Here is a 25,243-nt window from a genome sequence, read left to right on the forward strand (position 1 = left end):
GGTGACATCGGACTGTGAACGGTGTGACCCGGGTGTGAACGGACGCCCTCGGCCCACCTGCCCGCCCACCCCACGCGGCGCGACGGTCCGCTCCCCCGTCGTGAACGTTCACTGAGGAGTCCTCGTGAGCCACACCGAGGCCGATCTGGTGCAGCTGCTGCACACCGGCCCCTTCCATCTGGCGCTGCGCACCGCGTTCGCGGTGCGCGGGCTGCCGCTCCAGCGGGTTCAGCACCATCTCGCGCACCGGGGCGTCAAGGTCGGGGTGACGAGTCTGAGCTACTGGCAGCAGGGGGCCCGGCGCCCGCAGCGGCCGGAGTCGCTGAAGGCCGTCCGCGTCTTGGAGGAGGTCCTTCAGCTGCCGGGGAACTCGCTTCTGCGGCTCCTGTCGGAGGACACGGCCGCCCGGTCCGAGGTGGAGCGTCCGGCGGCCCGCTCGTACCGCTCACTGGTGGAGGCGTCGGGCTCGGTCGAGGAGCTGCTGGCGGAGCTGGAGTGTCCGGCGGACGGCGGTCTGCACACGGTGGGGCATCACGAGCGGGTGCGGATCGGTGCGGGGCGCGAGCTGGTGGGGCGCGAGTCGGAGCACGTGGTGCGGGCTCATCGGAACGGCGTCGACCGCTATCTCGCCATCCATCACGGGGATCCGGGCTGCGACCCGTCGCGGGTGAGGGTGCGGGCGGTGGAGAACTGCCGTACGGGACGGGTGCGGTGGCACTCCGGGACCGGTGTGCTGGTCGTGGAGCTGCTCTTCGACGTGCGGCTGCGGGCCGGGGACACGTACCTGTTCTCGTACGGTTTCGAGGACGGTACGGCGGGGCCGAGCGGGGAGTACGTGCGCGGGTTCAGTTTCGCGGGCGGGCAGTACGTGCTCCAGGTCCGCTTCGACGAGGCGGCGCTGCCGGTGCGCTGCCGGAGGTTCGCGCAGGCGTCGGCGGGCGCGCCGCGCGGCGGCCGTGCGGAGCTGACCCTGAGCGGCCGGCATCGCACGGTGCACCTCGTGGAGCAGGGCGTGCGCCCGGGAATCCTGGGGATCGACTGGGACTGGGAGTGAGGCCGCGGGACCGTCGGGCCCCCGGTCCTCAGGCCGCCGGTGTGGTGGCGGCGGTCTCGGGGCCGGCGACCAGGGTGCCGTTCTCGACGCGGATCGGGACCTCGGGGAGCGGGACGGTGGCCGGGCCGCGGAGCGCCTTGCCGGTGGTGACGTCGAAGCGGCTGCCGTGGCAGGGGCAGTTGCCCTCGTTGTCCTCGACCTTGTCGAGGACGCAGCCGGCGTGGGTGCACTGGGCGCTGAACGCCTTGTACTGGCCCTTGGCCGGGCAGCTCACGACGAGCCGCTGCTCGCGGTAGAGCCGGGAGCCGCCGACCGGGACCTCGTCCGGGGCGCCGAGGGCGACCGGGGCGGTCGGGGTCGGGACCTGGGCGTGGCCGAGGTTGGACTCGGTGGAGCAGGCGGCGACTCCCAGCCCTGCGGCACCGGCGAGCGCGGCGCCCTTCAGTACGGTGCGGCGGCTGGACTGGCCGGACATGAGCGCTCCACGGTGAGATCGGGGACAAGACGCCCCAGGGGGGACCGAACCGACGATACCGGCGGGGTCCCGCGGGCCGTCCGCCGGGCCCGGCGTGCGGCAGGGCCCCCGGGCGGGGGCCCTGCCGTGACGTCATGCCTTGCGGGCCCCGGACGTCGCCTTCTTGGCGGTGGCCTTGGTGGCCGCCGCCTTCGTCGCCGCCGTCTTGGTCGCCGGGGCGGCGGTCTTCTTGGCGGGGGCCTTCTTCGCCGCCGCCTTCTTCGTCCCGCGCGCGGCCGGGACGGTCACGCCGCCGTCGCTGATCCGGTCGGCGCCGAGGATCTCGCGGAGGAACTTGCCGGTGTGGCTCGCCGGGACCGAGGCGACCTCCTCCGGCGTGCCCTCGGCGATCACCAGGCCACCGCCGCTGCCGCCCTCCGGGCCCATGTCGATGACCCAGTCCGCGGTCTTGATGACATCGAGGTTGTGCTCGATGACGATCACCGAGTTGCCCTTGTCGACGAGGCCGGAGAGGACCTTGATCAGCTTCGAGATGTCCTCGAAGTGCAGACCGGTGGTCGGCTCGTCCAGGACGTAGACCGTGCGGCCGGTCGAGCGCTTCTGGAGCTCGGAGGCGAGCTTGACGCGCTGCGCCTCGCCGCCGGAGAGCGTCGGCGCCGACTGGCCGAGGCGGACGTAGCCGAGTCCGACCTCGTTGAGGGTGCGCAGGTGGCGGGCGATGGTCGGGACGGCCTCGAAGAAGTCCAGGGCCTCCTCGATCGGCATGTCCAGGACCTCGGCGATGGACTTGCCCTTGTAGTGGACCTCCAGGGTCTCCCGGTTGTACCGGTCGCCGTGGCAGACCTCGCACGGGACGTAGACGTCCGGGAGGAAGTTCATCTCGATCTTGATCGTGCCGTCGCCGGAGCAGTTCTCGCAGCGGCCGCCCTTGACGTTGAAGGAGAACCGGCCGGGCAGGTAGCCCCGGACCTTGGCCTCCATCGTCTCGGCGAAGAGCTTGCGGACGTGGTCGAAGACGCCGGTGTAGGTCGCCGGGTTCGACCGCGGGGTGCGGCCGATCGGGGACTGGTCGACGTGCACGACCTTGTCGACGAGGTCGTCGCCGTCCACGCGCGTGTGCCGTCCGGGTACCGACCTGGCGCCGTTGAGCTCGCGTGCCAGGTGGGTGTAGAGGATGTCGTTGACCAGGGTCGACTTGCCGGAGCCGGAGACTCCTGTGACGGCGGTGAGGACGCCGAGGGGGAAGGAGACGTCGATGTCCCGCAGGTTGTTCTCACGGGCGCCGTGCACGGTGAGCCGGCGGCCGGGGTCCACCGGGCGGCGGATGTCCGGCATGGCGATCGCCCGGCGGCCGGACAGGTACTGCCCGGTCATCGACTCCTCGTTGGCGAGGAGCTCCTTCAGGGAGCCGGAGTGGACGACCTTGCCGCCGTGCTCGCCGGCGCCGGGGCCGATGTCGACGACCCAGTCCGCGACCTTGATAGTGTCCTCGTCGTGCTCGACGACGATGAGCGTGTTGCCCATGTCGCGGAGCCGGACCAGGGTCTCGATGAGCCGGTGGTTGTCGCGCTGGTGGAGTCCGATGGACGGCTCGTCGAGCACGTACAGGACGCCGACCAGGCCGGAGCCGATCTGGGTGGCGAGCCGGATGCGCTGGGCCTCGCCGCCGGAGAGGGTGCCGGCGGCGCGGTTGAGCGAGAGGTAGTCGAGGCCGACGTCGACGAGGAAGCGCAGCCGCTCGTTGACCTCCTTGAGGACCCGCTCGGCGATCTTCTTGTCGCGGTCGTTGAGCGTCAGCCTGGCGAGGAACTCGGCGCAGTCGCTGATGGACATCGCGGAGACCTCGGCGATGGACCGGTCCATGACCGTGACCGCGAGGACGATCGGCTTGAGGCGGGTGCCCTCGCAGGTGGGGCAGGGCACCTCGCGCATGTAGCCCTCGAAGCGCTCGCGGCTGGAGTCGCTCTCGGCCTCGCTGTGGCGCCGCTTGACGAAGGAGACGGCGCCCTCGAAGGCCGGGGTGGTGTAGGCCCGCTCGCGTCCGTACCGGTTGCGGTAGCGGACCTCGACCTGGGTCTTGTGGCCGTACATCAGGGCCTTCTTGGCGCGCTGCGGCAGTCCCGCGTACGGGATGTCCGTGCGGAAGCCGAGGGCCTGGGAGAGGCCGCCGATGAGCCTGCCGAAGTACTCCTTGGTGTGGCCGTGCGACCAGGGGTGGATGGCGCCCTCGTCGAGGGACTTGTCCTCGTCGGGGACGACCAGCTCGGCGTCGACCTCCATGCGCGTGCCGATGCCGGTGCAGTCGGGGCAGGCGCCGAAGGGCGAGTTGAAGGAGAAGGAGCGCGGCTCCAGCTCCTCGAAGGACAGGTCGTCGTACGGGCAGTAGAGGTGCTCCGAGTACATCCGCTCGCGCTCGGGGTCGTCCTCGGGGAGGTCGACGAAGTCGAGCACGACCATGCCGCCGGAGAGTCCGAGCGCGGTCTCGACGGAGTCGGTGAGCCGGCGCTTGGCGCTGTCCTTCACGGTGAGGCGGTCGACGACCACCTCGATCGTGTGCTTCTCCTGCTTCTTCAGCGTCGGCGGCTCGCTCAGCTGTACGGTCTGGCCGTCGACCCGGGCGCGGCTGTAGCCCTTGGTCTGGAGGTCGGCGAAGAGGTCGACGAACTCGCCCTTCCGCTCGCGCACGAGCGGCGACAGGACCTGGAAGCGGCTGCCCTCGGGCAGCTCCAGGACCTTGTCGACGATGGCCTGCGGCGACTGGCGCGAGATCGGGCGGCGGCACTCGGGACAGTGCGGCTTGCCGATGCGGGCGAAGAGCAGCCGGAGGTAGTCGTAGACCTCCGTGATGGTGCCGACCGTCGAGCGCGGGTTGCGCGAGGTCGACTTCTGGTCGATGGAGACGGCGGGCGACAGACCTTCGATGAAGTCGACGTCCGGCTTGTCCATCTGGCCGAGGAACTGCCGGGCGTACGAGGAGAGCGACTCGACGTACCGGCGCTGCCCCTCGGCGAAGATCGTGTCGAACGCGAGGGAGGACTTGCCCGATCCCGAGAGCCCGGTGAAGACGATGAGGGAGTCGCGCGGGAGGTCGAGCGAGACGTTCTTGAGGTTGTGCTCGCGAGCGCCACGGACGATGAGACGGTCGGCCACGCCGGTCCGCACCTTTCTTCAGAGAGCGGATGTGCCTGACACACCCAACAACCAAGGATGCCGGATGCTTCCGTCGAGCCTATAGCACGCACATTCGATTTCCGGCCGCTTGGAGACCGCTTCACCCGAATGAGTGGCGGCGCTAAGGTCGGCCTCATGATCGACCACGAACGCGACCTTGCTTCCGTCCGCGAGGCGACCGACCGGCTCCTGGCCGCGGCCGCCTCATGGGACAACGCGGCGACGGCCGAGCCGTCACGGCTTCCCGGCTGGACCCGCGGCCACGTGCTCGCCCACGTCGCCCGCAACGCCGACGCCCTGGTGAACGTCCTCCAGGGCCTGCCCATGTACGCGGACGCCTCGACCCGCGACGCCGACATCGAGCGCGACTCCGGACGCCCGCTCGACGTCCAGCTCGCCGACCTGCGCGAAACCGCCGACCGGTTCCAGGCCGCGGGCGCCGAGCCCGCCGACTGGAGCCGTACGGTCGAGCTCCGCAACGGCGTCACGGACAGCGCCTCCCGCATCCCGTTCCGGCGCTGGGTGGAGGTGGCCCTGCACCACGTCGACCTGGGCGTCGGCTACGAGCTGGAGGACCTGCCGGAGGAGTTCGTACAGCGCGAGATCGACTTCCTGACCGAGCGCTTCAAGGGCCTGGAGAGCGTCCCCGCGACCGTCCTGTGGGCCGCCGACGGGCGGGGCTGGACCACCGGCGGTACGTCCGAAGGCGTCGCCGTCATGGGCCCGGCCACCGAGATGCTCGGCTGGCTCGCCGGGCGCCGCGACGGCTCGGCCCTCACCACCAAGGGCGGCCCCCTGCCCACGCTCCCCCCGCTGTAGCCGCCACCGTCACTCCCCGGGGCTAGTCTGAGGCCATGACGTACAGCGGAGTGGTGAAGGTCGGCGGACCTGCGGACGTGCACGAGCTGACGGACCTGATGATCTCGAAGGTCGCGGTCGGCCCGATGGACAACAACGCGTATCTGCTGCGCTGCCGGGCGACCGGCGAGCAGCTGCTGATCGACGCGGCGAACGACGCCGACACGCTCCTCACGCTGATCGGTGACGACGGCATCGCCGCCGTCGTCACCACCCACCGGCACGGCGACCACTGGCAGGCGCTCGCCGACGTGGTCGCGGCGACCGGCGCCCGGACGTACGCGGGCGCGCACGACGCGGAGGGCATCCCGGTCGCGACCGACGTGCCCGTCGAGGACGGCGACACGATCCGGGTGGGCCGGGTCGAGCTGACCGCCCGGCACCTGGTCGGACACACCCCGGGCTCGATCGCCCTGGTCTACGACGACCCGCACGGCCATCCCCACGTCTTCACGGGCGACTGCCTCTTCCCCGGCGGGGTGGGCAACACCTGGAAGGACCCGGGAGCCTTCGCGAGCCTGATCCACGACGTGGAGACCAAGCTCTTCGGGGTCCTGCCGGACGAGTCCTGGATCTATCCGGGCCATGGCAAGGACACCACGCTCGGTGACGAGCGCCCGCACCTCGCGGAGTGGCGCGAGCGCGGCTGGTGACGCCCGGCGCGCGGCCCCGGAGCTGCGCACCTCCGTACGCCCCCGTAACCCGGACGGCGGCGGGGTAGTTGGCGCGACATGCGCCAAAGTCACCCTCCGTCGCCGCCCGGGACCCCGTCGATGGGACGGCTCGCCGCCGCCTCGCTCGTCGGCACCGCCATCGAGTTCTTCGACTTCTTCGTCTACGGGACCGCTGCCGCCCTCGTCCTCGGGCCCCTCTTCTTCCCGACCTTCTCCCCGTTCGCGGGGACCCTGGCCGCCTTCGGCACCTTCGCCGTCGGCTTCCTGGCCCGGCCCCTGGGCTCGGTCCTCTTCGGCCACGTCGGCGACCGGTACGGGCGGCGGCCGGTCCTCTTCGCCTCCCTGCTCCTGACGGGCTGCGCCACGGTCGCGGTCGGCTGCGTCCCGACGTACGCGACGCTCGGCATCGCCGCCCCCGTGCTGCTGCTGGTGCTCCGCTTCCTCCAGGGCCTGGGCCTCGGCGGCGAGTGGGGCGGGGCCGTCCTGCTGACCGCCGAGCACGCCCCGGAGCACCGGCGCGCGCTGTGGGCGAGCTTCCCGCAGATCGGTCCGGCGATCGGCTTCCTCCTGGCGAACGGGGTGATGCTGGCGCTCTCGGCCGGGCTGAGCGACGCGGAGTTCCGCTCGTGGGGCTGGCGGGTGCCGTTCTGGGCCGCCGGGGTGCTCGCGGCGGCCGGACTGCTGCTGCGCGGCTCGCTGGCGGAGACCCCGCAGTTCGAGGAGCTGTCCGCGTCCGGGCGGCGCGCGGGCGCGCCGCTGGCCGAGGTGGCACGTGACCACTGGCGTCTGGTGCTACTGACGGCCGGTGCGCTCGCGGTCGGGTACGCCGTCTTCTACACCGTCTCCACCTGGGCGCTGGCCTACGGCACCGAGCGGCTCGGGGTGAGCAGCACGGTGATGCTGACCTGCGTGATGGCGGCGGTGGCGATCAAGGGCGCGGCCACCCCGTTCGTGGCGCTGCTCGCCGACCGCTGGGGACGCCGGCCGCTGTGTCTGGCGGGGTGCGCGGGCTCGGCGCTCTGGATGTTCCCGATGGTGGCGCTGCTGCACACCGCCCAGCCGCTGCTGATGTTCCTCGGCTTCCTCGGCTCCCTGCTGGCCTTCATCACGATGTTCGCCGTGGTCGCCGCGTACCTCCCCGAGCTGTACGAGCCCCGGGTCCGCTGCACGGGTGCCGCCGTCGGCTACAACCTCGCCGGCGTCCTCGGCGGCGCCCTGACCCCCATCGTCGCCACGGCCCTGTCCGACGGCGGTTCCGGCCCGCCCTGGGGCGTCGCCGCCTATCTGACGCTGGTGGCTCTGGTGAGCCTGGGCTGCTTCGCCCTGCTGCCGGAGACCCTGCCGGAGCGGGCGCGGACGGAGCCGAAGGAGGCGGCGCCAGTCTGACGTGCGACGGCGACGGCCGGCCGCGGGACGGGTGTCCCGGGGCCGGCCGTCGCCGTGCGTGCCGCGTCAGGCGCCGATGCTGTCCTTCTCGGTGCCGTCGGCGTCGGCCACGCTTTCGGCGGCCTCCCGCTCCGACTGCCGCTTGGAGGCGATGAGGCTGGTGATCGTGGTGATGACCAGGACACCGCAGATGAACGCGAGCGAGAACGGGATGGAGATCTCGGGGACGTCGAACCCGGACTCGTGCAGGGCGTGCAGCACGAGCTTCACGCCGATGAAGCCGAGGATCACCGACAGGCCGTAGCTGAGGTGGACCAGCTTCTTGAGCAGGCCGCCGATCAGGAAGTACAGCTGCCGCAGACCCATGAGGGCGAAGGCGTTGGCGGTGAAGACGATGTACGGGTCCTGGGTGAGGCCGAAGATCGCCGGGATGGAGTCGAGGGCGAAGAGGATGTCGGTGGTGCCGATGGCGAGCATGACGACCATCAGCGGGGTCATCACCCGCTTGCCGTTGACCCGGATGAACAGCTTGGTGCCGTGGTACCGGTCGGCGACGCCGAACCGCTTCTCGGCCATCTTGAGGAGTCGGTTCTCCTCGTAGTCGTCCTCCTCCTCGTCGGCGCGCGCCTCCTGGATGAGCTTCCAGGCGGTGTAGATCAGGAAGGCGCCGAAGAAGTAGAAGATCCAGGAGAAGTTCGCGATGACCGCGGCGCCCGCGACGATGAAGATCGTGCGGAGCACCAGGGCGATCACGACGCCCACGAGCAGCACGCGCTGCTGGAGGTGGGAGGGGACCGCGAACTTCGCCATGATCAGGACGAACACGAACAGGTTGTCGACACTGAGCGACTTCTCGGTGATGTAGCCGGCGAAGAACTCGCCTGCAGGCTGGCCCCCGCCGAAGAGCCACAGGCCGAGCCCGAAGAGTCCGGCGAGGACGATCCAGACGGCCGTCCAGATTCCGGCTTCCTTCACCGACACGTCATGGGGCTTGCGCCCGATGAAGAAGTCGGCGCCGATCAGGGCACACAGACCGAGAATGGTCAGCACCCACATGGTCATTGAAACGTCCACTGCGCCTCCGGCGTCGTACGGCTACTGATCAGCGTCGTCGCTGCCGGAGGTCTCTTCCACCCGGTCCGCGGACACCTCCGCCGCCGGGCCGACGCCCCGGGATCGGATCCATGGATGATCCGTCCGTATTGACGGGTACGCCGCGCATGGGGAGTACTCCCCTCCGCAGAAAAGACCTTACCCGAAAGACCAAGAGAAGGTAAAGGGCAGGGTAAAGGACACTCAAAAGCCCAGGTCAGAGCTGCTTTCCATGGCGAGCCGCCGCCACCTGGGCCAGGACCTGCCGAAGGACTCCGCTGCCCGGAGGAAGGATCGGGGGCTCGTACGACCATGCGTGTCCGACCCACGGGTCGGCGAGGTGGTCGTCGGGGACGGGCGTGAGCCTCAGCAGCGAGCGCCACAGCGGATCGAGGAGCGGCCCGTACGCCGCGGCGTCCGCCCGGTCCGCGACCATCAGCAGATGCACGCCGACCGACGGGCCCTCGTCGGCGAGGTAGCGGAGCCGGGTGACCGCCCGGTCGTCGAAACCGTGCGGGAAGTCGTGCACGATCAGCAGCTGCCGGGCCGCGTCCAGACCGGGCGGCAGGGCGTCGGCGGCGCCGCCCCGCACCGCCATCTGCAGCAGGTCGACCCGCTCGGTGAGCTGCTCCAGGACCGCCGAGACCCCGGTCGCGCCCCGCGCCGGGGGTGCGGCCAGCACACCCGTCTCCACGAGCGGCGCGAGCGCGGCGGTACCCGCTCCGGCGGCGTCGAGGACATGGACCGCGAACTCGCCGGCCGGGTGCGCGGCGAGCAGCCGGGCGGCGTGCGCCACCGCGCTGTCCAGGGCGAGCCGCCGCAGCTCGATCTCGTCGAGCAGACCGGCGGCCTCGGAACGCCCCCGGCCGCTGTCCACCCAGAGCCCCCGCTCCAGCGGCAGCCGCACGAGCATGGGGATCCGCAGGTCGGTGCGCTCGGGGAGGTGGAGGTCGCCGAGGCGGACGGCCATCGGCTCCTCGGCCGGCACGCGGTAGGCGTGCCAGACGGGGCTGTCCCAGCGGGCGTACGCGGGCGGCAGAGCCGGTTCGACGACCTCGGACTCGGCCGCGAGCTGCGCGAGGTCCCGGTCCAGGACCACCTGGGCCCGCTCGACGAGCTCGTCGTGCCGGGCGCGGGCGGTCGCCCGTGCCGCGTCGTTGGCGCCGCCGACGCGGGAGCGGTAGTCGGAGAGCGACTGGTCCAGCTCCCGGTCGAGCCGGGACTCCGCGAAGTCGCAGGCGCTGCGGTAGGCGGCGGCGGTACGGGCCAGGTCCTCGAACATCCCCCAGACCTGGTTGTACAGGCGCTCGTCCATCGACCAGCCCGAGGCGTCCCCGGCGACGGGCACCGGCGGCGCCTGCCGGGGCTCCGGGGCGGCGGCCGGCCGGCGCCCGGGGTGGGCGTAGCTGATGGGGCCGGCGGTCCCCATGGCGGGGGTCGGCGTGCCCGTCACGGGGGTCGGCGTGCCCGTCACGGGGGTCGGCGGGGGCGTCGCGGGGGTGGGCGGGGGCGTCGCCGGGAGCGGCGGGGGCGTCACCGGCGGGAGCGGGGTCGGGGTCGGGTCCTGTGCGGCCGGCGGCGTGGACCGGTGGACGCGCTCCGGCTCTGGAACGCGCGGCGCCGGGTCGGCGGCCGGACGGGCCGGCTCGGCGGCGGCCGGCTCCGGGGCGGCGGCCGCCAGGATCGACGCGGCCAGGTCGGCGGGGCGGTCCAGGCCCTGGTCGCCGAGGAGGGCGGCGAGACCGCCCTCGTACCCCTGGCCCATGGCGCGGACCTTCCAGGCGCCCTGGCGGCGGTACAGCTCCAGCGCCACGACGGCGGACTCGCTGCCGAGTCCGGTGATCGTGTAGCTGGCGACGTCCGTGCCGTCGTGCCCGGTGACGGCGACGAAGGGGGCCGCGAGGGCTCCGAAGCGGGTGGCGCCGGCGCCCGCCGGAAGCGCGAGGAGCACGGAGACGCGGTGGACGGTGTCGGCGACCGCCGAGAGGTCGACGGTGAGGCGGTGGTCGGCCGCGCACCGGCCCGGGACGTCGACGCCGGGGAGCGAGGGCGTGCCGGGGTGGGCGATCCACTCCGCACCGGGGACCCGGCCGCGCTCGTCGCAGAGGGTGGCTCCGGCGACGACGGGGTGACCGGCCGACACCCGGATCTCCAGTCGGGTGTCGGGCAGGGGGTGGTTCTGTCCCCGGACCAGCTCGGCCGTCATCGACTCTGTCCCCTCAGCGTTTCCCGGTGCGGACCACGCGGATTGTTCGGTTCATGCGGGACAGCTCCCGGCGGCCTGATGCCTCCGGGAGCTGTGGGTGCGTGCGCGCCGTCTCTACAGGTGCGGCAGGATCGCCGGCATCAGGTCCTGGAACGTGCGGCCGTTGGCCGGGTTGCCGAGGGCCGTCATCTGCCAGCCGGAGCCGACCCGGTGGACCTTCGCCATGATCTGCGCGGTGTAGTTGCCGCCGCCGTCGAGGGTGTAGCGCGCGAGCTCCTGCCCGTTCGTCTCGTCGACGATCCGGCAGAACGCGTTCTGCACCTCCTGGAACGTCTGGCCGGTGAAGGAGTTCACCGTGAAGACGATCTGGTCGATGTGGACCGGGACCCGCTCCAGGTCGACGAGGATCGCCTCGTCGTCGCCGCCCTGGCCGGCGCCGCCGACGAGGTTGTCGCCGGTGTGCTTGACCGAGCCGTCGTCGCTGACCAGGTGACGGAAGAAGACCACGTCGACCGGCTGCTTGTCGGCGAAGAGGACGGCCGAGGCGTCCAGGTCGATCTCGCGGGTGCGCGATCCGAAGAGACCGCGGCGCGGCGCGGCCTGCCAGCCGAGTCCCATCCGCACCTGGGTGAGGCTGCCCCCGCCCTTCTTCTCCAGGCTGATGGCCTGACCCTTGGTCATGTTGACCGACACGCGTCTGCCCCTCTCGTTAGCGTTCCCCGCGACCGCTGTTCCGGTGCGTGCGGTTGTCCAGCACCCTACGCAGCGCCACGGACACCGCGGAGGTGCGGTCCGGTTTTGTGTCGGTCTTGCAACACATCGGACCGCGTCCCGGTCAGGCCATTCCGGCCTCCTTCATCTGGCGCAACTCCTTCTTCAGCTCTCCCACTTCGTCGCGAAGCCGGGCGGCCACCTCGAACTGCAGTTCCGCGGCGGCGGCGCGCATCCGGTCGGTCATCTCCTCGATGATCGCGGCCAGTTCGGTGGCGGGCCGGTCGCCGAGCTCGACGGTGGAACCCGCCCTGCCCCGGCCCTTGGGGCCGTGCGCGGCGAGCGAGGGGACGGGGGCCTTGGCGCCCTTGCCCTCCTTCCCCTGGCGGTACCCGCTGCCGAGCAGCTCCTCGGTGTCGATCTCCTCGCGCGCGATGGTCGCGACGATGTCGTTGATCTTCTTGCGGAGCGGCTGCGGGTCGATGCCGCGCTCCGTGTTGTACGCGATCTGCTTCTCACGGCGCCGGTTGGTCTCGTCGATGGCCTGCTCCATCGCCGGGGTGATCCGGTCCGCGTACATGTGGACCTGGCCCGAGACGTTTCGGGCGGCGCGGCCGATCGTCTGGATCAGGGAGGTCCCGGAGCGCAGGAAGCCCTGCTTGTCGGCGTCGAGGATGGCGACGAGGGACACCTCGGGCAGGTCGAGGCCCTCCCGGAGGAGGTTGATGCCGACGAGGACGTCGTACTCGCCGGCCCGCAGTTCGCGCAGCAGCTCGATGCGGCGCAGGGTGTCGACGTCGCTGTGCAGATAGCGCACCTGGATGCCGAGCTCCAGGAAGTAGTCGGTGAGGTCCTCGGCCATCTTCTTGGTGAGGGTGGTGACGAGGACCCGCTCGTCCTTCTCGGTGCGCAGCCGGATCTCGTGGACCAGGTCGTCGATCTGGCCCTCGGTGGGCTTGACGACGACCTCGGGGTCGACGAGGCCGGTGGGGCGGATGATCTGCTCGACGAAGCCGTCGCCGCGGGACAGCTCGTACTTCCCCGGGGTCGCGGAGAGGTAGACGGTCTGGCCGATCCGCTCCTGGAACTCCTCCCACTTCAGCGGGCGGTTGTCGAGGGCGGACGGCAGCCGGAAGCCGTGGTCGACGAGGGTCCGCTTGCGGGAGGCGTCGCCCTCGTACATGGCGCCGATCTGCGGCACGGTGACGTGCGACTCGTCGATGACGAGGAGGAAGTCCTCGGGGAAGTAGTCGATGAGGGTGTTGGGCGCGGAGCCGGGGTCGCGGCCGTCGAAGTGCATCGAGTAGTTCTCGATGCCGGAGCAGGAGCCGATCTGCCGCATCATCTCGATGTCGTACGTGGTGCGCATGCGCAGGCGCTGGGACTCCAGGTGCTTGCCCTGCTTGTCGAGCTCGGCGAGACGGACCTCCAGCTCGCGCTCGATGTCGTTGACCGCGCGCTCCATGCGCTCGGGGCCCGCGACGTAGTGGCTGGCGGGGAAGACGTACAGCTCGCGGTCCTCGCTGATGACCTCGCCGGTGAGCGGGTGGAGAGTGGAGAGGGCCTCGATCTCGTCGCCGAACATCTCGATGCGGACGGCGAGCTCCTCGTACACCGGGAAGATCTCGATGGTGTCGCCGCGGACGCGGAAGGTGCCGCGGGTGAACGCCACGTCGTTCCGGGTGTACTGGATGTCGACGAAGCGGCGCAGCAGCTGGTCCCGGTCGAACTCCTCGCCGACCTTGAGGGGGACCATGCGGTCCACGTACTCCTGGGGCGTGCCGAGGCCGTAGATGCAGGAGACGGAGGCGACCACGATGACGTCCCTGCGGGTGAGCAGGGAGTTCGTCGCGGAGTGGCGCAGCCGCTCCACCTCCTCGTTGATGGAGGAGTCCTTCTCGATGTAGGTGTCCGACTGCGGGACGTACGCCTCGGGCTGGTAGTAGTCGTAGTACGAGACGAAGTACTCCACCGCGTTGTTCGGCAGGAGTTCGCGGAACTCGTTCGCCAGCTGGGCGGCCAGGGTCTTGTTCGGCGCCATCACCAGGGTGGGGCGCTGGAGTTTCTCGATCATCCAGGCGGTGGTCGCCGACTTGCCGGTGCCAGTCGCGCCGAGGAGCACGACGTCCTTCTCGCCCGCGCGGATGCGCCGCTCGAGGTCGGCGATGGCCGCGGGCTGGTCGCCGCTTGGCTGGTAGGAACTGACGACCTCGAAGGGCGCCACCGAACGTTCGATCTTGGAAACGGGCCGCATGGAACCACCGTACGACCCGGCACTGACACTCGGGCGGTGATCGGCTCACCGCCCGGCCGGCGGGTGTCCCGTCACCAGTCCTGGGAGCGGTGGCCGCCGCGGGGGGCGCTCCTGCGGGCGGAGCGTCCGGAGGGGCGCGCGGTCCAGTTGGCGGGCTCGCCGTAGGACGGCACGTGGCGGGGCGCGGGCACCCCGGGGCGGTTCACGCTCCGGGCGTCGGGCCGCTGCCAGTCCGGGTCGCCCATCACGAGCAGCGGGTCGAACATGACGACGACGGCGGCGAGGATGAGGAAGACCGCCGGGCCGATCAGCATCGGCAGCAGGAGCGAGGTCGCGGTGTCGCCGGTCCCGCTGCGGAGCTCGGCCCCGTGCAGGTGGACGCTGACGGCGGCCATGGCGGTGTAGTGCATACCACTGACGGCGACGCCCATCACGATGCTGGCACCGAGGCTGGCCAGAAACCCGTGCACGGAGACGGCCGCCCAGAGGGCCGCGGTGGCGGCCACGACGGCGATGACCACGGAGAAGGCGACGGTGAGGGTGTCGTACTCGATGCGGCCCTGGAGCCGCATGCCGGCCATGCCGAGGTAGTGCATGGTGGCCACGCCGAGGCCGGTGATGGTGCCGCCGGTGACCAGGGTGAGGGCGGTCGCGCCGCGGTAGCCGACGATGAAGATGCCGATGCCGACCATGAGGACGGCGACGCCGAGGCTGGCGAAGGTGATGGGGCGGTCGTAGTTGACGGGCGCCTGCTGCACCGAGAAGCCCATCATGGCGATGAAGTGCATCGTCCAGATGCCGGTGCCGATCGAGGTGGCGCCGAGGGCGAGCCAGCCGGCCTTGAAGCTGTCGCGGTGGCGGAGCGATCTGGTGGTGCACCGCAGCCCGAGGGCGCCGCCGAGGCACGCCATGAGAAAGGCGGCCACCGGCGTGACGAGCCCGTAGCTGAATCCGTCGACCGTGCCCTGCATGAGCGTCTGTCCTCCACCCCTGGTGCCACGTCGTCCGAAAACAGTCGGTACCGCTGGGTAGTACTACCGGGGCGAGATTATGGCGCGCCGGGGCCCCGGCGACCACGTGACCGGGGAATTGCCGTTGGTGAGACCGGAGCGAGACCGGTCCGTGATCTTGGACCCCGTTGTCGGTGCCCGGTCGTACCGTGGGCGGCATGGACATCGAAGCGGAGGCGACGGGCGGGACGCGGGCCGTCCCGGCGGAGTGGACGGTCGTGGAGAGCGGCATCGGACCGCTCTTCCTCGCCGCGACCGAGCGGGGGCTCGTGCGGGTCGAGTTCCACGCCGACGCGGCACGGCGGGCGCGGATGCTCGACCGGCTGGCCGGGCAGCTCGGCGCGGAGCCGGTGGAGTGCGCCTCGGGACTGCTCGCCGAGGCGATACGTCGGCTCGACCGCTACTTCGCCGGCGAGCCGGACGATCTCGCCCTGCCCCTGGACTGGAGCCTGACGACCGGGTTCAACCGGCAGGTGCTGCGCGAGCTGGCGGCGACCGTCCCGTACGGAACGGTCGTCGGGTACGGCGAGCTGGCCAGGCGCTTGGGGCAGCCCGGCGCCGCCCAGGCGGTCGGAGCGGCGATGGGCGCCAATCCGCTGCCCGTCGTGGTGCCGTGCCACCGTGTGGTGGAGAGCGACGGCGGGCTGGGCGGTTTCGGCGGCGGCCTGGAGACCAAGCGGCAACTGCTGGCCCTGGAGGGGGTGCTGCCCGCGCCGCTGTTCTGAGCGGGAGGCCGCTCCGGAAGCCGGGGAGGCGTTCCCATCAGGTGGGATGGCTGGCACACTCACGTCAGTGACCCACGCCTCCGGTGCCCCTGACTCCACCCTGCCCGACCACATACCCGCCCCCGTCGCGGCCGCCGAGCTCCCGGCTCTGCGCCGCCGGATCCAGGCCGTGCTGATCGGCACCCAGATCCTCGGAGGTCTCGGCATCGCCACCGGCGTCGCGCTCGCCGCCGTCCTGGCCAGGGACGTCAGCGGCTCCGAGGCCCTGTCCGGTCTCGCGTCGACGGCGACCGTCGCCGGACCCGCCCTGCTCGCGATGCCGCTGGCCTCCCTGATGGCCTCGCGCGGGCGCCGGGCCGGACTCGTCCTCGCCTACCTCATCGGAGCCGTCGGCGCCGGGGTCGCGGTGCTCGGGGCGGTCGTCGACAGCTTCCCCCTGCTGCTCGTCGGCCTCGTCGGCTTCGGGGCCGGCTCCTCGGCCAACCTGGCGGCCCGCTTCGCCGCCGCCGACCTGGCCGAACCGGACCACCGGGCCCGGGCCATCTCCACCGTGGTGTGGGCGACCACCATCGGAGCCGTGCTCGGCCCGAACATCGCCGCGCCGGCCGGGAAGAGCGTCGCCGGCCTGGGCATCCCCGCCACCGCGGGCCCCTTCGTCTGGGCCGCCGGGGTCTTCGTCGTCGCGGCGGTCCTGGTGGCCCTGCTGCTGCGGCCCGACCCGCTCCTCACCGCCCGCGCGCTGAGCGACTCCGACCCGGGCACGGCCGCGGAAGGGCGGTCGCTGCGCGCCGGCCTGCGGGCGGTTCGGGAGTCGTCGAAGGCCCGCCTCGCCCTGGTCACCGTCGCCGTCACGCACACCGCGATGGTGTCCATCATGTCGATGACCCCGGTGGCGCTCACCCACCACGGCGCGGACATCCAGCTGATCGGGCTCGTCATCAGCGGGCACATCGCGGGCATGTACGCGTTCTCGCCGGTGATGGGCTGGCTGTCCGACCGGCTCGGCCGGCTGTCGGTCATCGGGCTCGCGGTCGGGCTCCTCGGTGTCGCGGCGCTCGTCGCGGGCACGGCCGGACCGAGCCACGCCCAGACCGCCGTCGGCCTCTTCGTCCTCGGACTCGGCTGGTCGGCGGGGCTGGTGTCCGGCTCGGCGCTGCTCACGGACTCGGTGCCGCAGGCCGCGCGGGCGGCGGTCCAGGGGCTCTCCGACTTCGTCATGAACACCGCCGCCGGGGTCGGCGGGCTCGCGGCGGGCCTGATCGTCTCTCAGGCGGGCTACGGCCCGCTGAACGCGATCGCCGCCTGCCTGCTGCTGCCGATGGCGGCACTCGCGGTGCGGGGCGCGTTGCGCAGGGCCTGAACCGGCTCGCCGTACCGAGCGGCGGCCCCGCCCCGGCGCCCCGGTCAGTGCGGCGCCGCCGGGGACGAGGCGCCGCTCAGCAGGGAGCGCGCGGTGCCCGTGCCGTCGGCCGGCACCGACCAGACCGCTCCCCCGTACCCGTACGCGAGGGTGTCCCGGTCCGTCCACAGCGCCTGGTCGTCGATGCCCCGCCGCTCGGCGACGGGGTGCTCGCGCCCGGTGCGCAGGTCGTGGACGTACAGCCGCCACGGCTCGCGCGGGCCGTCCGAGACGCGCTTCTTGAAGGCGATCCGGGTGCCGTCCGGGGAGAGTGAGGGGCATTCGGTGTTCTCGCGGAGGGCCCGCGCCGACCAGGACCGCATGTCGCCCTCGACGAGGTGGGTGCGACCGCCCGTCGACACGGTGGCGTAGAAGCGGTTGTCGTCGGAGGCGAAGGTGACGCCCCAGTAGTTGACGTCCGGGGCGTGGTGGCGGCGGCCGCCGAGGGTGAGCGGGATCTGTTCGATGTTCTTCACCAGATAGCCGGTGCTCAGGTCGAGAATCGAGGTGCGGGTCGAGAAGGACGAGCGCGCGTACGAGTCGCCGGTCGCGAACATCGTCCAGGAGAGCATCCGGCCCGAGGCGGAGACCCGGGCCCGGCTGGGGATGCCCGGCAGCCCGATGCGGCGGAGCTCGCGCAGGTTCCGGTCGAGGACGAGGACGTACGAACGGGCCGGCACGCCGGGTCGTCGCTGGAGGCAGAGGGCCGTGGGCCCGGCCGCGTGGAAACGGTCGCAGGAGGGGCCGCCGACCACCCGGCCGCCGGGCGCGGACGGGTCCACGCGCGCGATGCGCCCGCTCGCGGTGTCCCGTGCGTAGAGCGCGCCGCCGTCGAGGGTGAAGCCGGGGTCGGCGGTACCGGTGGCCCCGGCCTGTCGCCCGGAGGCCGCCCGCAGGGTGTAGGCGGTGGCGCCGCCGCCGAGCAGCAGGAGGGCGAGGACGAGGATGCCCACGCGCGCGCGTGCGGAGAGGCGGGCGACGGTCGGGGCGTTCATGGGGTCAGTCCTCTCGGAGGGCGGTGGGGGCTGTGGGGGCCATGGGGGTCCTGGGGGTCCTGGGCGCCTCGGGGGCTTTCGGCAGCAGGCGGGCGGCGCAGCACACGGCCATAGCGAGGGCGACGAGCGCGGCCACGAGGGCGGTCCCGGGACCGCTCGCCGTCCAGACGGCCCCGAAGGCGACCGCCGCACCGAGCCGTGCGAGCGCCTGGGCGGTCTGGACGAGGGCCAGCCCGCCCGCCTGCCGTCCCTCGGGGAGGAACGGGCCGGCCAGGGCCATCAGGACGCCGTCGGTGGCGGCGTAGAAGACCCCGAGCAGCGCCAGGACGCCGACGAGGACCGCCGTGTCGGGCCCGGGGGCCAGGAGCAGCCCGTAGGCGAGGAGCAGCGCCCCGTGGCCGTACAGGAGCGGCGTGCGGCGCCCGGTGCGGTCGGCGAGGCGTCCGGCGGGTACGGCGAGCAGCAGGTAGACGGCGGCCGCGCCGAGCGGCAGGAACGGGAACCAGGTCGCGTCGAGGTCGAGCCGCCGCTGGAGCAGCAGGTAGAGGAAGGAGTCGCCGACGGTGGCGGCCCCGAGGAGGCCGGCGCAGAGCACGATCCGCCGGTACGCGGGTGAGCGCAGCGCGGCGAAGAGCCCGCCACGCGCGCGGGGCGCGGCGGTGCGCCCGCCCGCCCGGTCCATCGTGTCGTGCGACGGCGGCGCGGTCCGCCGTCCGGGAACCAGGAGCAGCCACAGCACGACGCCGAACGCGCCGACGCAGAAGCTGACGGCGAAGACGGCCTCGTACGCCTCGGCCGTCGCCGAGAGGAGGGCGAACGCGGCCAGCGGGCCGAGGAGCGCTCCGGTGGTGTCCATGGCGCGGTGCGTGCCGAAGGCGCGGCCCAGGTCCTCCGGCGGGCTGTGCAGGGTGATGAGGGCGTCGCGCGGGGCGGTGCGCACCCCTTTGCCGAGCCGGTCGGCGGCGAGCGAGGTCGCGATCCAGCCGGTCGCGCCGCCCGCGAGGAGGAGGCCGAGCCGGGAGCAGGCGGAGAGGGCGTAGCCGAGCCCGGCGACCTGCTTGTGCCGTCCGCCGCGGTCCGCGGTGGCGCCGCCGAGGAGCCGCACGAGCGCGGTGGCGCCGGTGGAGAGGCCGTCGAGGAGTCCGAACTGGAGAGGGGAGAGGCCGAGTCCGAGGACCAGGTAGAGCGGCAGGACGGCGGTCACCATCTCCGAGGAGACGTCGGTGACCAGGCTGACCGCGCCGAGGGCGAGGACGGTGCCCGGGACGCGCCGCCGGACCCCCGAGGGGGTGGGCGGCGCGTCGCGGCGACCGGTGGTCGCGAGGTACATCAGTGGCAGGTGTAGGTCGGGCCGGAGTCCTTGACCTGGTCGTCGGTGCCGACGTACTGCCAGGTGTAGGTGGTGTCGGTGAGGTCCAGCTTCAGGACGCCGTACGTGCCGCTGATCCGCTTCTGGCTGTTCGGCTGGACCGTCTCGATGTCGTAGGGCTCGGCGCCGCCCATGCCGCCGACGATCTCGACCATGCCGTCGGCGGTGGCCCGCCCGCTCGGGTCCTGCGGGGCGAAGCGCTCGTAGTGGTGGTCGTGTCCGTTGAGGACGAGGTCGGCCTTGGCGCCGTACAGGATCTGCCAGACGGGCTTGGAGACCGGGTCGTTGCCGTGGCCGCCGGAGGAGTACAGCGGGTGGTGGAAGTAGGCGGCGACGCAGCCCTTGGTGTTCCGCGCGAGGTCGTCCTTGAGCCACTGGATCTGCGCGGCGTCGTCGAAGGAGTTGGAGTCGAGGGCGACGAAGTGCCAGTTGCCCTGGTCGTAGCTGTAGTAGGGCTTGCCCTGCGGGTAGGCGATCGCGCCGAAGTACGACTTGTATCCGGCGAGCGGTCCCGCCGGGTCGTACGTCTCGTGGTTGCCGGGGACGGGCCGGGTCTTCGCCTTGAAGGCGCCCCAGGTCTTGTCGTAGTAGGCGCGGAAGTCGGAGAGCAGGGCGTCGTCGTACTGGTTGTCGCCCATCGTCAGGTAGAAGGACGGCGCGATCCGCTGGGCCAGTGCGGCGGTCTTGGGATGGGCGCACGAGCTGCTGGAGGCCGTGCACTGGGCGGCGATGTCGCCGGCGGCGACGACGGTGAACGCGCCGCCGGGCGTGGGGGTGGTGGAGGTGGTGCCGTAGACCTCGACCGTGTAGAGGGAGTAGCCGTACGAGGTGCCGCGGGCGGTCCCGTACACGCGCAGGTAGCGGCCGGTTCCGGTGAGGCCGGTCCAGTCGTCGGTGGCTCCGTTCCCGGCGGTCTCGGTGGCGAGGCGGGTCCAGGTGGTGCCGTCGGCGGAGATCTCGACGCGGTAGGACTTGGCGTAGGCGGCCTCCCAGACGAGCTTGACGCGGGAGACGGTCGCCGAGGGGCCGAGGTCGACGCGGATCCACTGCGGGTCGACGCCCTCGGCGCTGGCCCAGCGGGTGGTGGAGACGCCGTCGAAGGCTTTCTCCGGGCCGAAGGTGGAGTCCTCGACGGAGGAGGAGGTGGCCGGCCGGCCCTGGGAGATGAGGACGTCGGCGGCTGCTCCGGCCCGGTCCGGGAGGGCGAGCAGGAGCCCGCCGACGAGCAGCAGGACGGCGGTGAGGACGAGGGGCAGACGGTGGGTGGTGGTGCCGTGGGGTGGGGCGGAGGCGTTCAGGCGCATACCTGGGCTCCCTGACCTGAGGGGTGGCGAGAGCTGGACACCGGTGCGGCGCACCACGGTCCGGCCGCGCGGGCCGGGCGCGCGGGCCGGGCGTCCGCGCCGCGGAGAACGCGACGCGGGCGACCGGCCGGTGGCGATTCGGGCGCCACGCGGTGGGGTGGTGCTCGGCGGCCGGGTCAGAGCTCTCGCTGAGCGCGTCACGCCCCGGGATCGGGCGCCGCGCCAAGCCGCCGCCGGGGATGCTAGCGGATAGGAAGGTTTCCTACCAGACCCTCAACCCGGCGGCGTGCCCCGGGAGTTCAGAGGCTGATGTGGTACGCCTTGCGGAGGGTCTCGTGCACGGTCCAGGTCGTCCGGTCGCCCTCGCGCAGCACACAGGCGTCACCGGGGCCGATCTCCAGCGTCTCGCCGCCCTCGACGGCGACGGTCGCCCGCCCGGAGACCACGACGAAGAGCTCGTTGGCCTCGGTGTCGGTGACGACGCCGGGGGTGATCTGCCAGATGCCGCGCAGCTGCTTGCCGTCGACCGACTCCCACAGCACCTTGCCCGTCACCTCAGGCGTGCCGGAGACGATCTGGCCGGGGTCGAGCGGCTCCGCTTCGAGCTCGGCGTCGGGGATGTGCACGGCGAAGGAGGGCGCGTCATGTGTCGTCATGGGCGGTGACTGTAGCGGGGCCCCACGGCCGCCAACCGGCCGGGACCACCTGGAATATCCTGCTCCGCTTCGCCTCCCACCAGGCACGACGCCCGGATCAGGCGACGACGACGAAATCCGTACCACCCCTCCGACGCGGCCCCCGAAGGGCGCCGCGGGTCTCCCCGGCGACCGGTCGCGGCACCCCGTGACGGATTCCGCAGGCACCGCCCGCGCTGTGGCAGGTGGTCGCCAACGAGGTTTGCGGGGCCGCTGGACGCGCCAAGGAATGGGACATGTCCACACAGGTGTCCGAAGAGGTACGGGAGGCGCTCCACGAGGGCCGGCCCGTCGTCGCGCTCGAATCGACGATCATCGCCCACGGTCTGCCGCGCCCGCGCAACCTCGCCGTGGCGGTGGAGCTGGAGGAGCTCGTACGGGCCGGGGGCGCCGTCCCGGCCACCGTCGCGGTGGTCGACGGCACGGCCAGAGTGGGCCTGGACCGGGCCGCCCTGACCCGGATCGCCGAGGACCCGGCGGTCCGCAAGCTGGGGCACCGCGACCTGGCCCCCGCCCTCGCGACCGGCGTCACGGGGGCGACGACGGTCTCGGCGACGGCCTGGCTGGCGCACTCCGCCGGGATACGCGTGTTCGCGACCGGCGGTCTCGGCGGCGTGCACCGCGAGTGGAGCGAGACGCAGGACGAGTCCGCCGACCTCCGCCTGCTCGCCCGGGTCGGGATCACCGTCGTCTGCGCCGGGGTCAAGTCGATCCTCGACGTGCCCGCGACGCTCCAGCGCCTGGAGACCCTGGGCGTGACGGTCGTGGGCTACGGCACGGAGCACTTCCCCGGCTTCTACCTCTCCTCCTCCGGCGAACCCGTCGACTGGACCCTGCGCACCCCGGACGAGGTGGCGGGGGTCATACGCGCCCAGGACGCGCTCGGCGGCCCCGCGGCGGCGCTCGTCGTCGCCAACCCGGTCCCGGAGGACCGGCAGCTGGACCCCGCCCTGCACGACCGGGTACTGGAGCAGGCCCTGGCGGCGGCGAGCGAGAAGGGCATCACGGGCCAGGCGGTGACACCCTTCCTGCTCGAATACCTGACCGTCCACACGGAGGGCGCGTCCCTGGAGGCGAACCTCGCGGCGGTACGGGGCAACGTGCGGCTGGCGGCGAGCATCGCGGGCGCGTACGCGGGCGGCGGCACGGGGAGCGGCGGCGGGGTGCCCGGCGGCGCGGGGACGGGTGACGCGGGGACAGGTGACGGTGCGGGGGCGGGCGGCCCCGCCGGTCGGTGAAGGGCTCCGGAGGCGCACGGTCCGGGCGGCCCGGCGGGCCTTCCGGGGGCGCGCTGCTGGTCGTCGGGGACGTGGTCACGGATGTCGTCGCCCGGCACCGGACGCCCCTCGCGCCCGCCACGGACACGGCGGCGGAGATCCGGACCCTGCCGGGCGGCGCCGGGGCCAACGCGGCCTGCTGGGCGGCGCGTTCCGGCCGCGACGACGTACGGCTGCTCGGCCGGGTGGGGACGGACGCGGCCGGCTGGCACGAGCGGGCACTGCGGCGGGCGGGCGTACGCCCCCTGCTGGTCCCGGACGCGGACACCGCCACGGCCACGGTGATCGCGCTCGTGGACGCCTCCGCGGAACGCACCTTCCTCACCGACAGCGGCGCCGCGCTCCGCCTCTCCCCCGCCGACTGGTCCGCCGGACTGCTCGACGGCGTGGCCCGGCTGCACCTCTCCGGCTATCTGTTCTTCTCCGGCCCGAGCCGCGAGACGGCCCGGCGCGCGCTGCGCGACGCCCGGACGGCGGGGGTCCCGGTCAGCGTCGACCCGGCCTCGGCGGGGTTCCTGGACCGGCTGGGCGCGGACCGGTTCCTCGCCGCGGCGGAGGGCACGGAGCTCCTGCTGCCCAACGCCGACGAGGCCCGCTCCCTCACCGGCGGCTCCGAACCCGAGGCGGCCGCCGCGGAGTTGAGCCGGCGCTTCCCGCTGGTCGTGGTCACCCTGGGCGCGGCGGGCGCCCTGCTCGCCGAGGGCGGCTCGGTCACCGCCCGGGTGGCGGCGCCGCCGGTGGCACCCACGCGGCGGATCGACTCGACGGGGGCGGGCGATGCCTTCACCGGGGCCTTCCTGGCGGCCCTGCTCGCGGGCGCGGACCCCGCACGGGCCGCCGAGGCCGGCTGCCGCGCGGGCGCCGAGGCGGTGACGGTCGTGGGCGGCAGACCCCCGGAGCCCCGGACTGTCCCGCCTTCACCCGACCGCCCCGAGCTCCTTCGACCGCCCGAGCTCCCCTGATCACCGGAGCTTCCCCGACCGCCCCGACTCCTCAGACCGCCCGCACTCCTCCGACCGCCCGCACTCCCCCAACCGCCCGAACTCCTCCGACTCCCCGCACTCCTCCCCCGGCGCCGCCGACCCGGATCAGCCGGACGGCCCGGCCTAGAGGTTGTCGTCCCCACGACCACCGAGACCCGTCCAGGCCGGATGGCGTGGATCGTCGGCGCGTACGACGGCGTCGGCGGTCCCGGCGGGGTCGACCTCGGTGGCGTAGCGGGCGAAGGCGGGGAGGGTCCACTGCTCCTCGGTGCGCCGGGCGAGGGCGGCGGGCGACAGCCGCAGGTGCACGGTGAGGTCGAACGGGAACCAGTGGCCGAGGAGGAACGGCCCGTGCACGACGAGCACTCCGCCGGGCGGCAGGGTGACGTACGGACTGCGGGTCGCACGGTCCTTGACCGGGTCCCACAGATCGGGCAGGACGCGCCCGGTGCCGCCGGCTTCCAGCGGGCCGAAGACCTCCCGCCACAGGGCCCCGGTGTCGACCCAGCCGTCGTAGTACGCGTCGGGGTCCTGCTTCCCGTACTCGTACCGGAGGGACGCGGGCCGCAGGAATCCCCCGGTCCCGACCACGTGGACGGAGCGGCCGCGCGCCCGCAGCGCCTCGACGAGGAGCCGCGCGAGCTCACCGCCCGGCGCGGCGGGCGGCCCGTCGATGCCGACCTTGAGCCACGCGCTGCCGTCGCCGGGAGTGGCCGGGTCGACGTGCCCGGCGAGGGTCTCGGCCAGCCGGTCCCAGGTGATCGCCTCGTATCTCATCCCGCTCATCCTGCCCGCCGCTCCCGCGTCACCGCTTGACCTTGCCACTGGCGTCACTGTTCGACCCTCGCACGCATGGACACCACCACACCCACCAGGGTCGTCGTCGTCACCGGCGCGGGCACCGGCATCGGCCGGGCCACCGCGCGGGCGTTCGCCGGACAGGGCGCGACCGTCGTCGCCGTCGGCCGCCGGGAGGAACCGCTGCGGGAGGCCGCCGAGGGACACTCCGGGATCCACCCGTTCGTCGCCGACATCACGGCGGAGGGGGCCGCCGAGGAGATCGTGCGGGCCGCCGTCACCGGCCACGGCCGCCTCGACGTTCTCGTCAACAACGCCGGCATCTCCGCCGGCGGCCCGCTCGGGACCCTCGGCCGCTCCGTCATCACCCCGCTCCTGGAGACGAACCTCGTCGCCCCCGTACTGCTCACCCAGGCCGCCGTCCCCGCGCTCCGGGCGTCCCGGGGCGTGGTGGTGAACGTGTCGACGACCATCGGACAGCGCGGCTGGCCCGCCAACTCCCTCTATCCGGCGACCAAGAGCGCCCTGGAGACCCTGACCCGCTGCTGGGCGGTGGAGCTCGCGCCGGACGGAGTCCGGGTGGTGGCGGTCGCCCCCGGCGCGATCGAGACCCCGATCGCGGACCACATGGGGCTCACCCCCGAGCAGCAAAGGGCCCTGCGGGCCTGGCAGCTCGCGCACACCCCGCTGGGCCGGCTCGGCAGGCCCGAGGAGGTCGCCTGGGCGATCACCGCGCTCGCCGCCCCCGACGCCGCCTTCCTGACCGGCACCGTGCTGCCCGTCGACGGGGGCGCGCTGGTCTCGTGA

21 protein-coding genes are annotated in these 25,243 nt (G+C 72.9%); 9 read left to right on the forward strand and 12 right to left on the reverse strand.

What is annotated here, in order from left to right:
* Positions 1-124: 124 nt before the first annotated feature.
* On the forward strand, positions 125-1,054 hold the full coding sequence (locus ACFVZH_RS26470) for a hypothetical protein (protein WP_384900934.1): 930 nt from the start codon (positions 125-127) through the stop codon (positions 1,052-1,054).
* Between the two features lie 28 nt (positions 1,055-1,082).
* On the opposite strand, the gene ACFVZH_RS26475 is transcribed toward ACFVZH_RS26470, so the two are convergent.
* Positions 1,083-1,529, reverse strand: a complete 447-nt coding sequence (locus ACFVZH_RS26475; RefSeq protein ID WP_384900936.1) for a Rieske (2Fe-2S) protein — start codon at positions 1,527-1,529, stop codon at positions 1,083-1,085.
* Positions 1,530-1,661: 132 nt separating this feature from the next.
* Complete coding sequence (gene uvrA / locus ACFVZH_RS26480) at positions 1,662-4,679, reverse strand: excinuclease ABC subunit UvrA (protein WP_384900938.1); 3,018 nt, start codon at positions 4,677-4,679, stop codon at positions 1,662-1,664.
* Between the two features lie 156 nt (positions 4,680-4,835).
* Here uvrA and ACFVZH_RS26485 point away from each other — a divergent pair, with 156 nt between their 5' ends.
* The 3 genes from ACFVZH_RS26485 to ACFVZH_RS26495 all read left to right on the forward strand — a co-directional run bounded on the left by ACFVZH_RS26485 (position 4,836) and on the right by ACFVZH_RS26495 (position 7,618).
* Positions 4,836-5,519 (forward strand): maleylpyruvate isomerase family mycothiol-dependent enzyme, encoded by a 684-nt coding sequence (locus tag ACFVZH_RS26485; RefSeq protein ID WP_384900940.1) that lies wholly within the window; start codon positions 4,836-4,838, stop codon positions 5,517-5,519.
* A gap of 35 nt (positions 5,520-5,554) precedes the next feature.
* Positions 5,555-6,211 carry an MBL fold metallo-hydrolase gene (locus ACFVZH_RS26490; protein ID WP_384900943.1) on the forward strand — a complete coding sequence of 219 codons (657 nt, stop codon included), beginning with the start codon at positions 5,555-5,557 and terminating at the stop codon, positions 6,209-6,211.
* A gap of 120 nt (positions 6,212-6,331) precedes the next feature.
* Positions 6,332-7,618 (forward strand): MFS transporter, encoded by a 1,287-nt coding sequence (locus tag ACFVZH_RS26495; RefSeq protein ID WP_384900945.1) that lies wholly within the window; start codon positions 6,332-6,334, stop codon positions 7,616-7,618.
* Between the two features lie 66 nt (positions 7,619-7,684).
* Here ACFVZH_RS26495 and ACFVZH_RS26500 read toward each other — a convergent pair whose 3' ends face one another.
* From ACFVZH_RS26500 to ACFVZH_RS26520, 5 genes are all read right to left on the reverse strand, one after another.
* On the reverse strand, positions 7,685-8,692 hold the full coding sequence (locus ACFVZH_RS26500; RefSeq protein WP_384900947.1) for a TerC family protein: 1,008 nt from the start codon (positions 8,690-8,692) through the stop codon (positions 7,685-7,687).
* Between the two features lie 235 nt (positions 8,693-8,927).
* Positions 8,928-10,916, reverse strand: coding sequence for a TerD family protein (locus ACFVZH_RS26505; RefSeq protein ID WP_384900949.1), 1,989 nt, complete (start codon positions 10,914-10,916; stop codon positions 8,928-8,930).
* A gap of 114 nt (positions 10,917-11,030) precedes the next feature.
* Entirely contained in the window at positions 11,031-11,609 is a 579-nt protein-coding gene (locus ACFVZH_RS26510; protein ID WP_367828334.1) for a TerD family protein, read from the reverse strand.
* 142 nt (positions 11,610-11,751) lie between these two features.
* Positions 11,752-13,881 carry an excinuclease ABC subunit UvrB gene (uvrB, locus tag ACFVZH_RS26515; RefSeq protein WP_384900951.1) on the reverse strand — a complete coding sequence of 710 codons (2,130 nt, stop codon included), beginning with the start codon at positions 13,879-13,881 and terminating at the stop codon, positions 11,752-11,754.
* Between the two features lie 71 nt (positions 13,882-13,952).
* Entirely contained in the window at positions 13,953-14,852 is a 900-nt protein-coding gene (locus ACFVZH_RS26520; protein WP_384900953.1) for an MHYT domain-containing protein, read from the reverse strand.
* Between the two features lie 197 nt (positions 14,853-15,049).
* On the opposite strand from ACFVZH_RS26520, the gene ACFVZH_RS26525 reads away from it, so the two are divergent.
* Both ACFVZH_RS26525 and ACFVZH_RS26530 read left to right on the forward strand, forming a co-directional pair.
* The gene (locus tag ACFVZH_RS26525; RefSeq protein WP_384900955.1) at positions 15,050-15,616 is read left to right on the forward strand and encodes a methylated-DNA--[protein]-cysteine S-methyltransferase; all 567 of its coding nucleotides are present in this window, start codon (positions 15,050-15,052) and stop codon (positions 15,614-15,616) included.
* 67 nt (positions 15,617-15,683) lie between these two features.
* Complete coding sequence (locus tag ACFVZH_RS26530) at positions 15,684-16,976, forward strand: MFS transporter (RefSeq protein WP_384900957.1); 1,293 nt, start codon at positions 15,684-15,686, stop codon at positions 16,974-16,976.
* Between the two features lie 44 nt (positions 16,977-17,020).
* Here the strand turns inward: ACFVZH_RS26530 and ACFVZH_RS26535 are convergent, their stop codons facing one another.
* The 4 genes from ACFVZH_RS26535 to ACFVZH_RS26550 form a co-directional block, all read right to left on the reverse strand.
* Positions 17,021-18,010, reverse strand: coding sequence for a hypothetical protein (locus ACFVZH_RS26535; RefSeq protein ID WP_384900959.1), 990 nt, complete (start codon positions 18,008-18,010; stop codon positions 17,021-17,023).
* A 4-nt stretch (positions 18,011-18,014) separates the two neighbouring features.
* Positions 18,015-19,340, reverse strand: coding sequence for an MFS transporter (locus tag ACFVZH_RS26540; RefSeq protein WP_384900961.1), 1,326 nt, complete (start codon positions 19,338-19,340; stop codon positions 18,015-18,017).
* Positions 19,340-20,683 carry a discoidin domain-containing protein gene (locus ACFVZH_RS26545; protein WP_384900963.1) on the reverse strand — a complete coding sequence of 448 codons (1,344 nt, stop codon included), beginning with the start codon at positions 20,681-20,683 and terminating at the stop codon, positions 19,340-19,342. Before ACFVZH_RS26545 ends, ACFVZH_RS26540 begins: the two co-directional genes overlap by 1 nt.
* A gap of 299 nt (positions 20,684-20,982) precedes the next feature.
* Complete coding sequence (locus ACFVZH_RS26550; protein ID WP_384900965.1) at positions 20,983-21,339, reverse strand: cupin domain-containing protein; 357 nt, start codon at positions 21,337-21,339, stop codon at positions 20,983-20,985.
* 275 nt (positions 21,340-21,614) lie between these two features.
* Here ACFVZH_RS26550 and ACFVZH_RS26555 point away from each other — a divergent pair, with 275 nt between their 5' ends.
* Entirely contained in the window at positions 21,615-22,616 is a 1,002-nt protein-coding gene (locus ACFVZH_RS26555) for a pseudouridine-5'-phosphate glycosidase (protein ID WP_384900966.1), read from the forward strand.
* A gap of 71 nt (positions 22,617-22,687) precedes the next feature.
* Positions 22,688-23,617, forward strand: coding sequence for a carbohydrate kinase family protein (locus tag ACFVZH_RS26560; protein WP_384900968.1), 930 nt, complete (start codon positions 22,688-22,690; stop codon positions 23,615-23,617).
* Between the two features lie 144 nt (positions 23,618-23,761).
* On the opposite strand, the gene ACFVZH_RS26565 is transcribed toward ACFVZH_RS26560, so the two are convergent.
* Positions 23,762-24,415, reverse strand: coding sequence for a uridine kinase (locus ACFVZH_RS26565; protein ID WP_384901059.1), 654 nt, complete (start codon positions 24,413-24,415; stop codon positions 23,762-23,764).
* A 75-nt stretch (positions 24,416-24,490) separates the two neighbouring features.
* Between ACFVZH_RS26565 and ACFVZH_RS26570 the strand changes: the two genes are divergently transcribed.
* Positions 24,491-25,243, forward strand: coding sequence for an SDR family NAD(P)-dependent oxidoreductase (locus ACFVZH_RS26570; protein WP_384900969.1), 753 nt, complete (start codon positions 24,491-24,493; stop codon positions 25,241-25,243).

This window comes from Streptomyces sp. NPDC059534 (assembly GCF_042743475.1).
Taxonomy (GTDB): domain Bacteria; phylum Actinomycetota; class Actinomycetes; order Streptomycetales; family Streptomycetaceae; genus Streptomyces.

Bases quoted from the DNA above. Each gene is read 5' to 3' on its own strand.
- ACFVZH_RS26475 (WP_384900936.1), bottom strand. From the start codon at position 1,529: ATGTCCGGCCAGTCCAGCCGCCGCACCGTACTGAAGGGCGCCGCGCTC.
- ACFVZH_RS26485 (WP_384900940.1), top strand. From the start codon at position 4,836: ATGATCGACCACGAACGCGACCTTGCTTCCGTCCGCGAGGCGACCGAC.
- ACFVZH_RS26490 (WP_384900943.1), top strand. From the start codon at position 5,555: ATGACGTACAGCGGAGTGGTGAAGGTCGGCGGACCTGCGGACGTGCAC.
- ACFVZH_RS26495 (WP_384900945.1), top strand. From the start codon at position 6,332: ATGGGACGGCTCGCCGCCGCCTCGCTCGTCGGCACCGCCATCGAGTTC.
- ACFVZH_RS26505 (WP_384900949.1), bottom strand. From the start codon at position 10,916: ATGACGGCCGAGCTGGTCCGGGGACAGAACCACCCCCTGCCCGACACC.
- uvrB (WP_384900951.1), bottom strand. From the start codon at position 13,881: ATGCGGCCCGTTTCCAAGATCGAACGTTCGGTGGCGCCCTTCGAGGTC.
- ACFVZH_RS26520 (WP_384900953.1), bottom strand. From the start codon at position 14,852: ATGCAGGGCACGGTCGACGGATTCAGCTACGGGCTCGTCACGCCGGTG.
- ACFVZH_RS26525 (WP_384900955.1), top strand. From the start codon at position 15,050: ATGGACATCGAAGCGGAGGCGACGGGCGGGACGCGGGCCGTCCCGGCG.
- ACFVZH_RS26535 (WP_384900959.1), bottom strand. From the start codon at position 18,010: ATGAACGCCCCGACCGTCGCCCGCCTCTCCGCACGCGCGCGCGTGGGC.
- ACFVZH_RS26540 (WP_384900961.1), bottom strand. From the start codon at position 19,340: ATGTACCTCGCGACCACCGGTCGCCGCGACGCGCCGCCCACCCCCTCG.
- ACFVZH_RS26545 (WP_384900963.1), bottom strand. From the start codon at position 20,683: ATGCGCCTGAACGCCTCCGCCCCACCCCACGGCACCACCACCCACCGT.
- ACFVZH_RS26550 (WP_384900965.1), bottom strand. From the start codon at position 21,339: ATGACGACACATGACGCGCCCTCCTTCGCCGTGCACATCCCCGACGCC.
- ACFVZH_RS26555 (WP_384900966.1), top strand. From the start codon at position 21,615: ATGTCCACACAGGTGTCCGAAGAGGTACGGGAGGCGCTCCACGAGGGC.
- ACFVZH_RS26565 (WP_384901059.1), bottom strand. From the start codon at position 24,415: ATGAGATACGAGGCGATCACCTGGGACCGGCTGGCCGAGACCCTCGCC.
- ACFVZH_RS26570 (WP_384900969.1), top strand. From the start codon at position 24,491: ATGGACACCACCACACCCACCAGGGTCGTCGTCGTCACCGGCGCGGGC.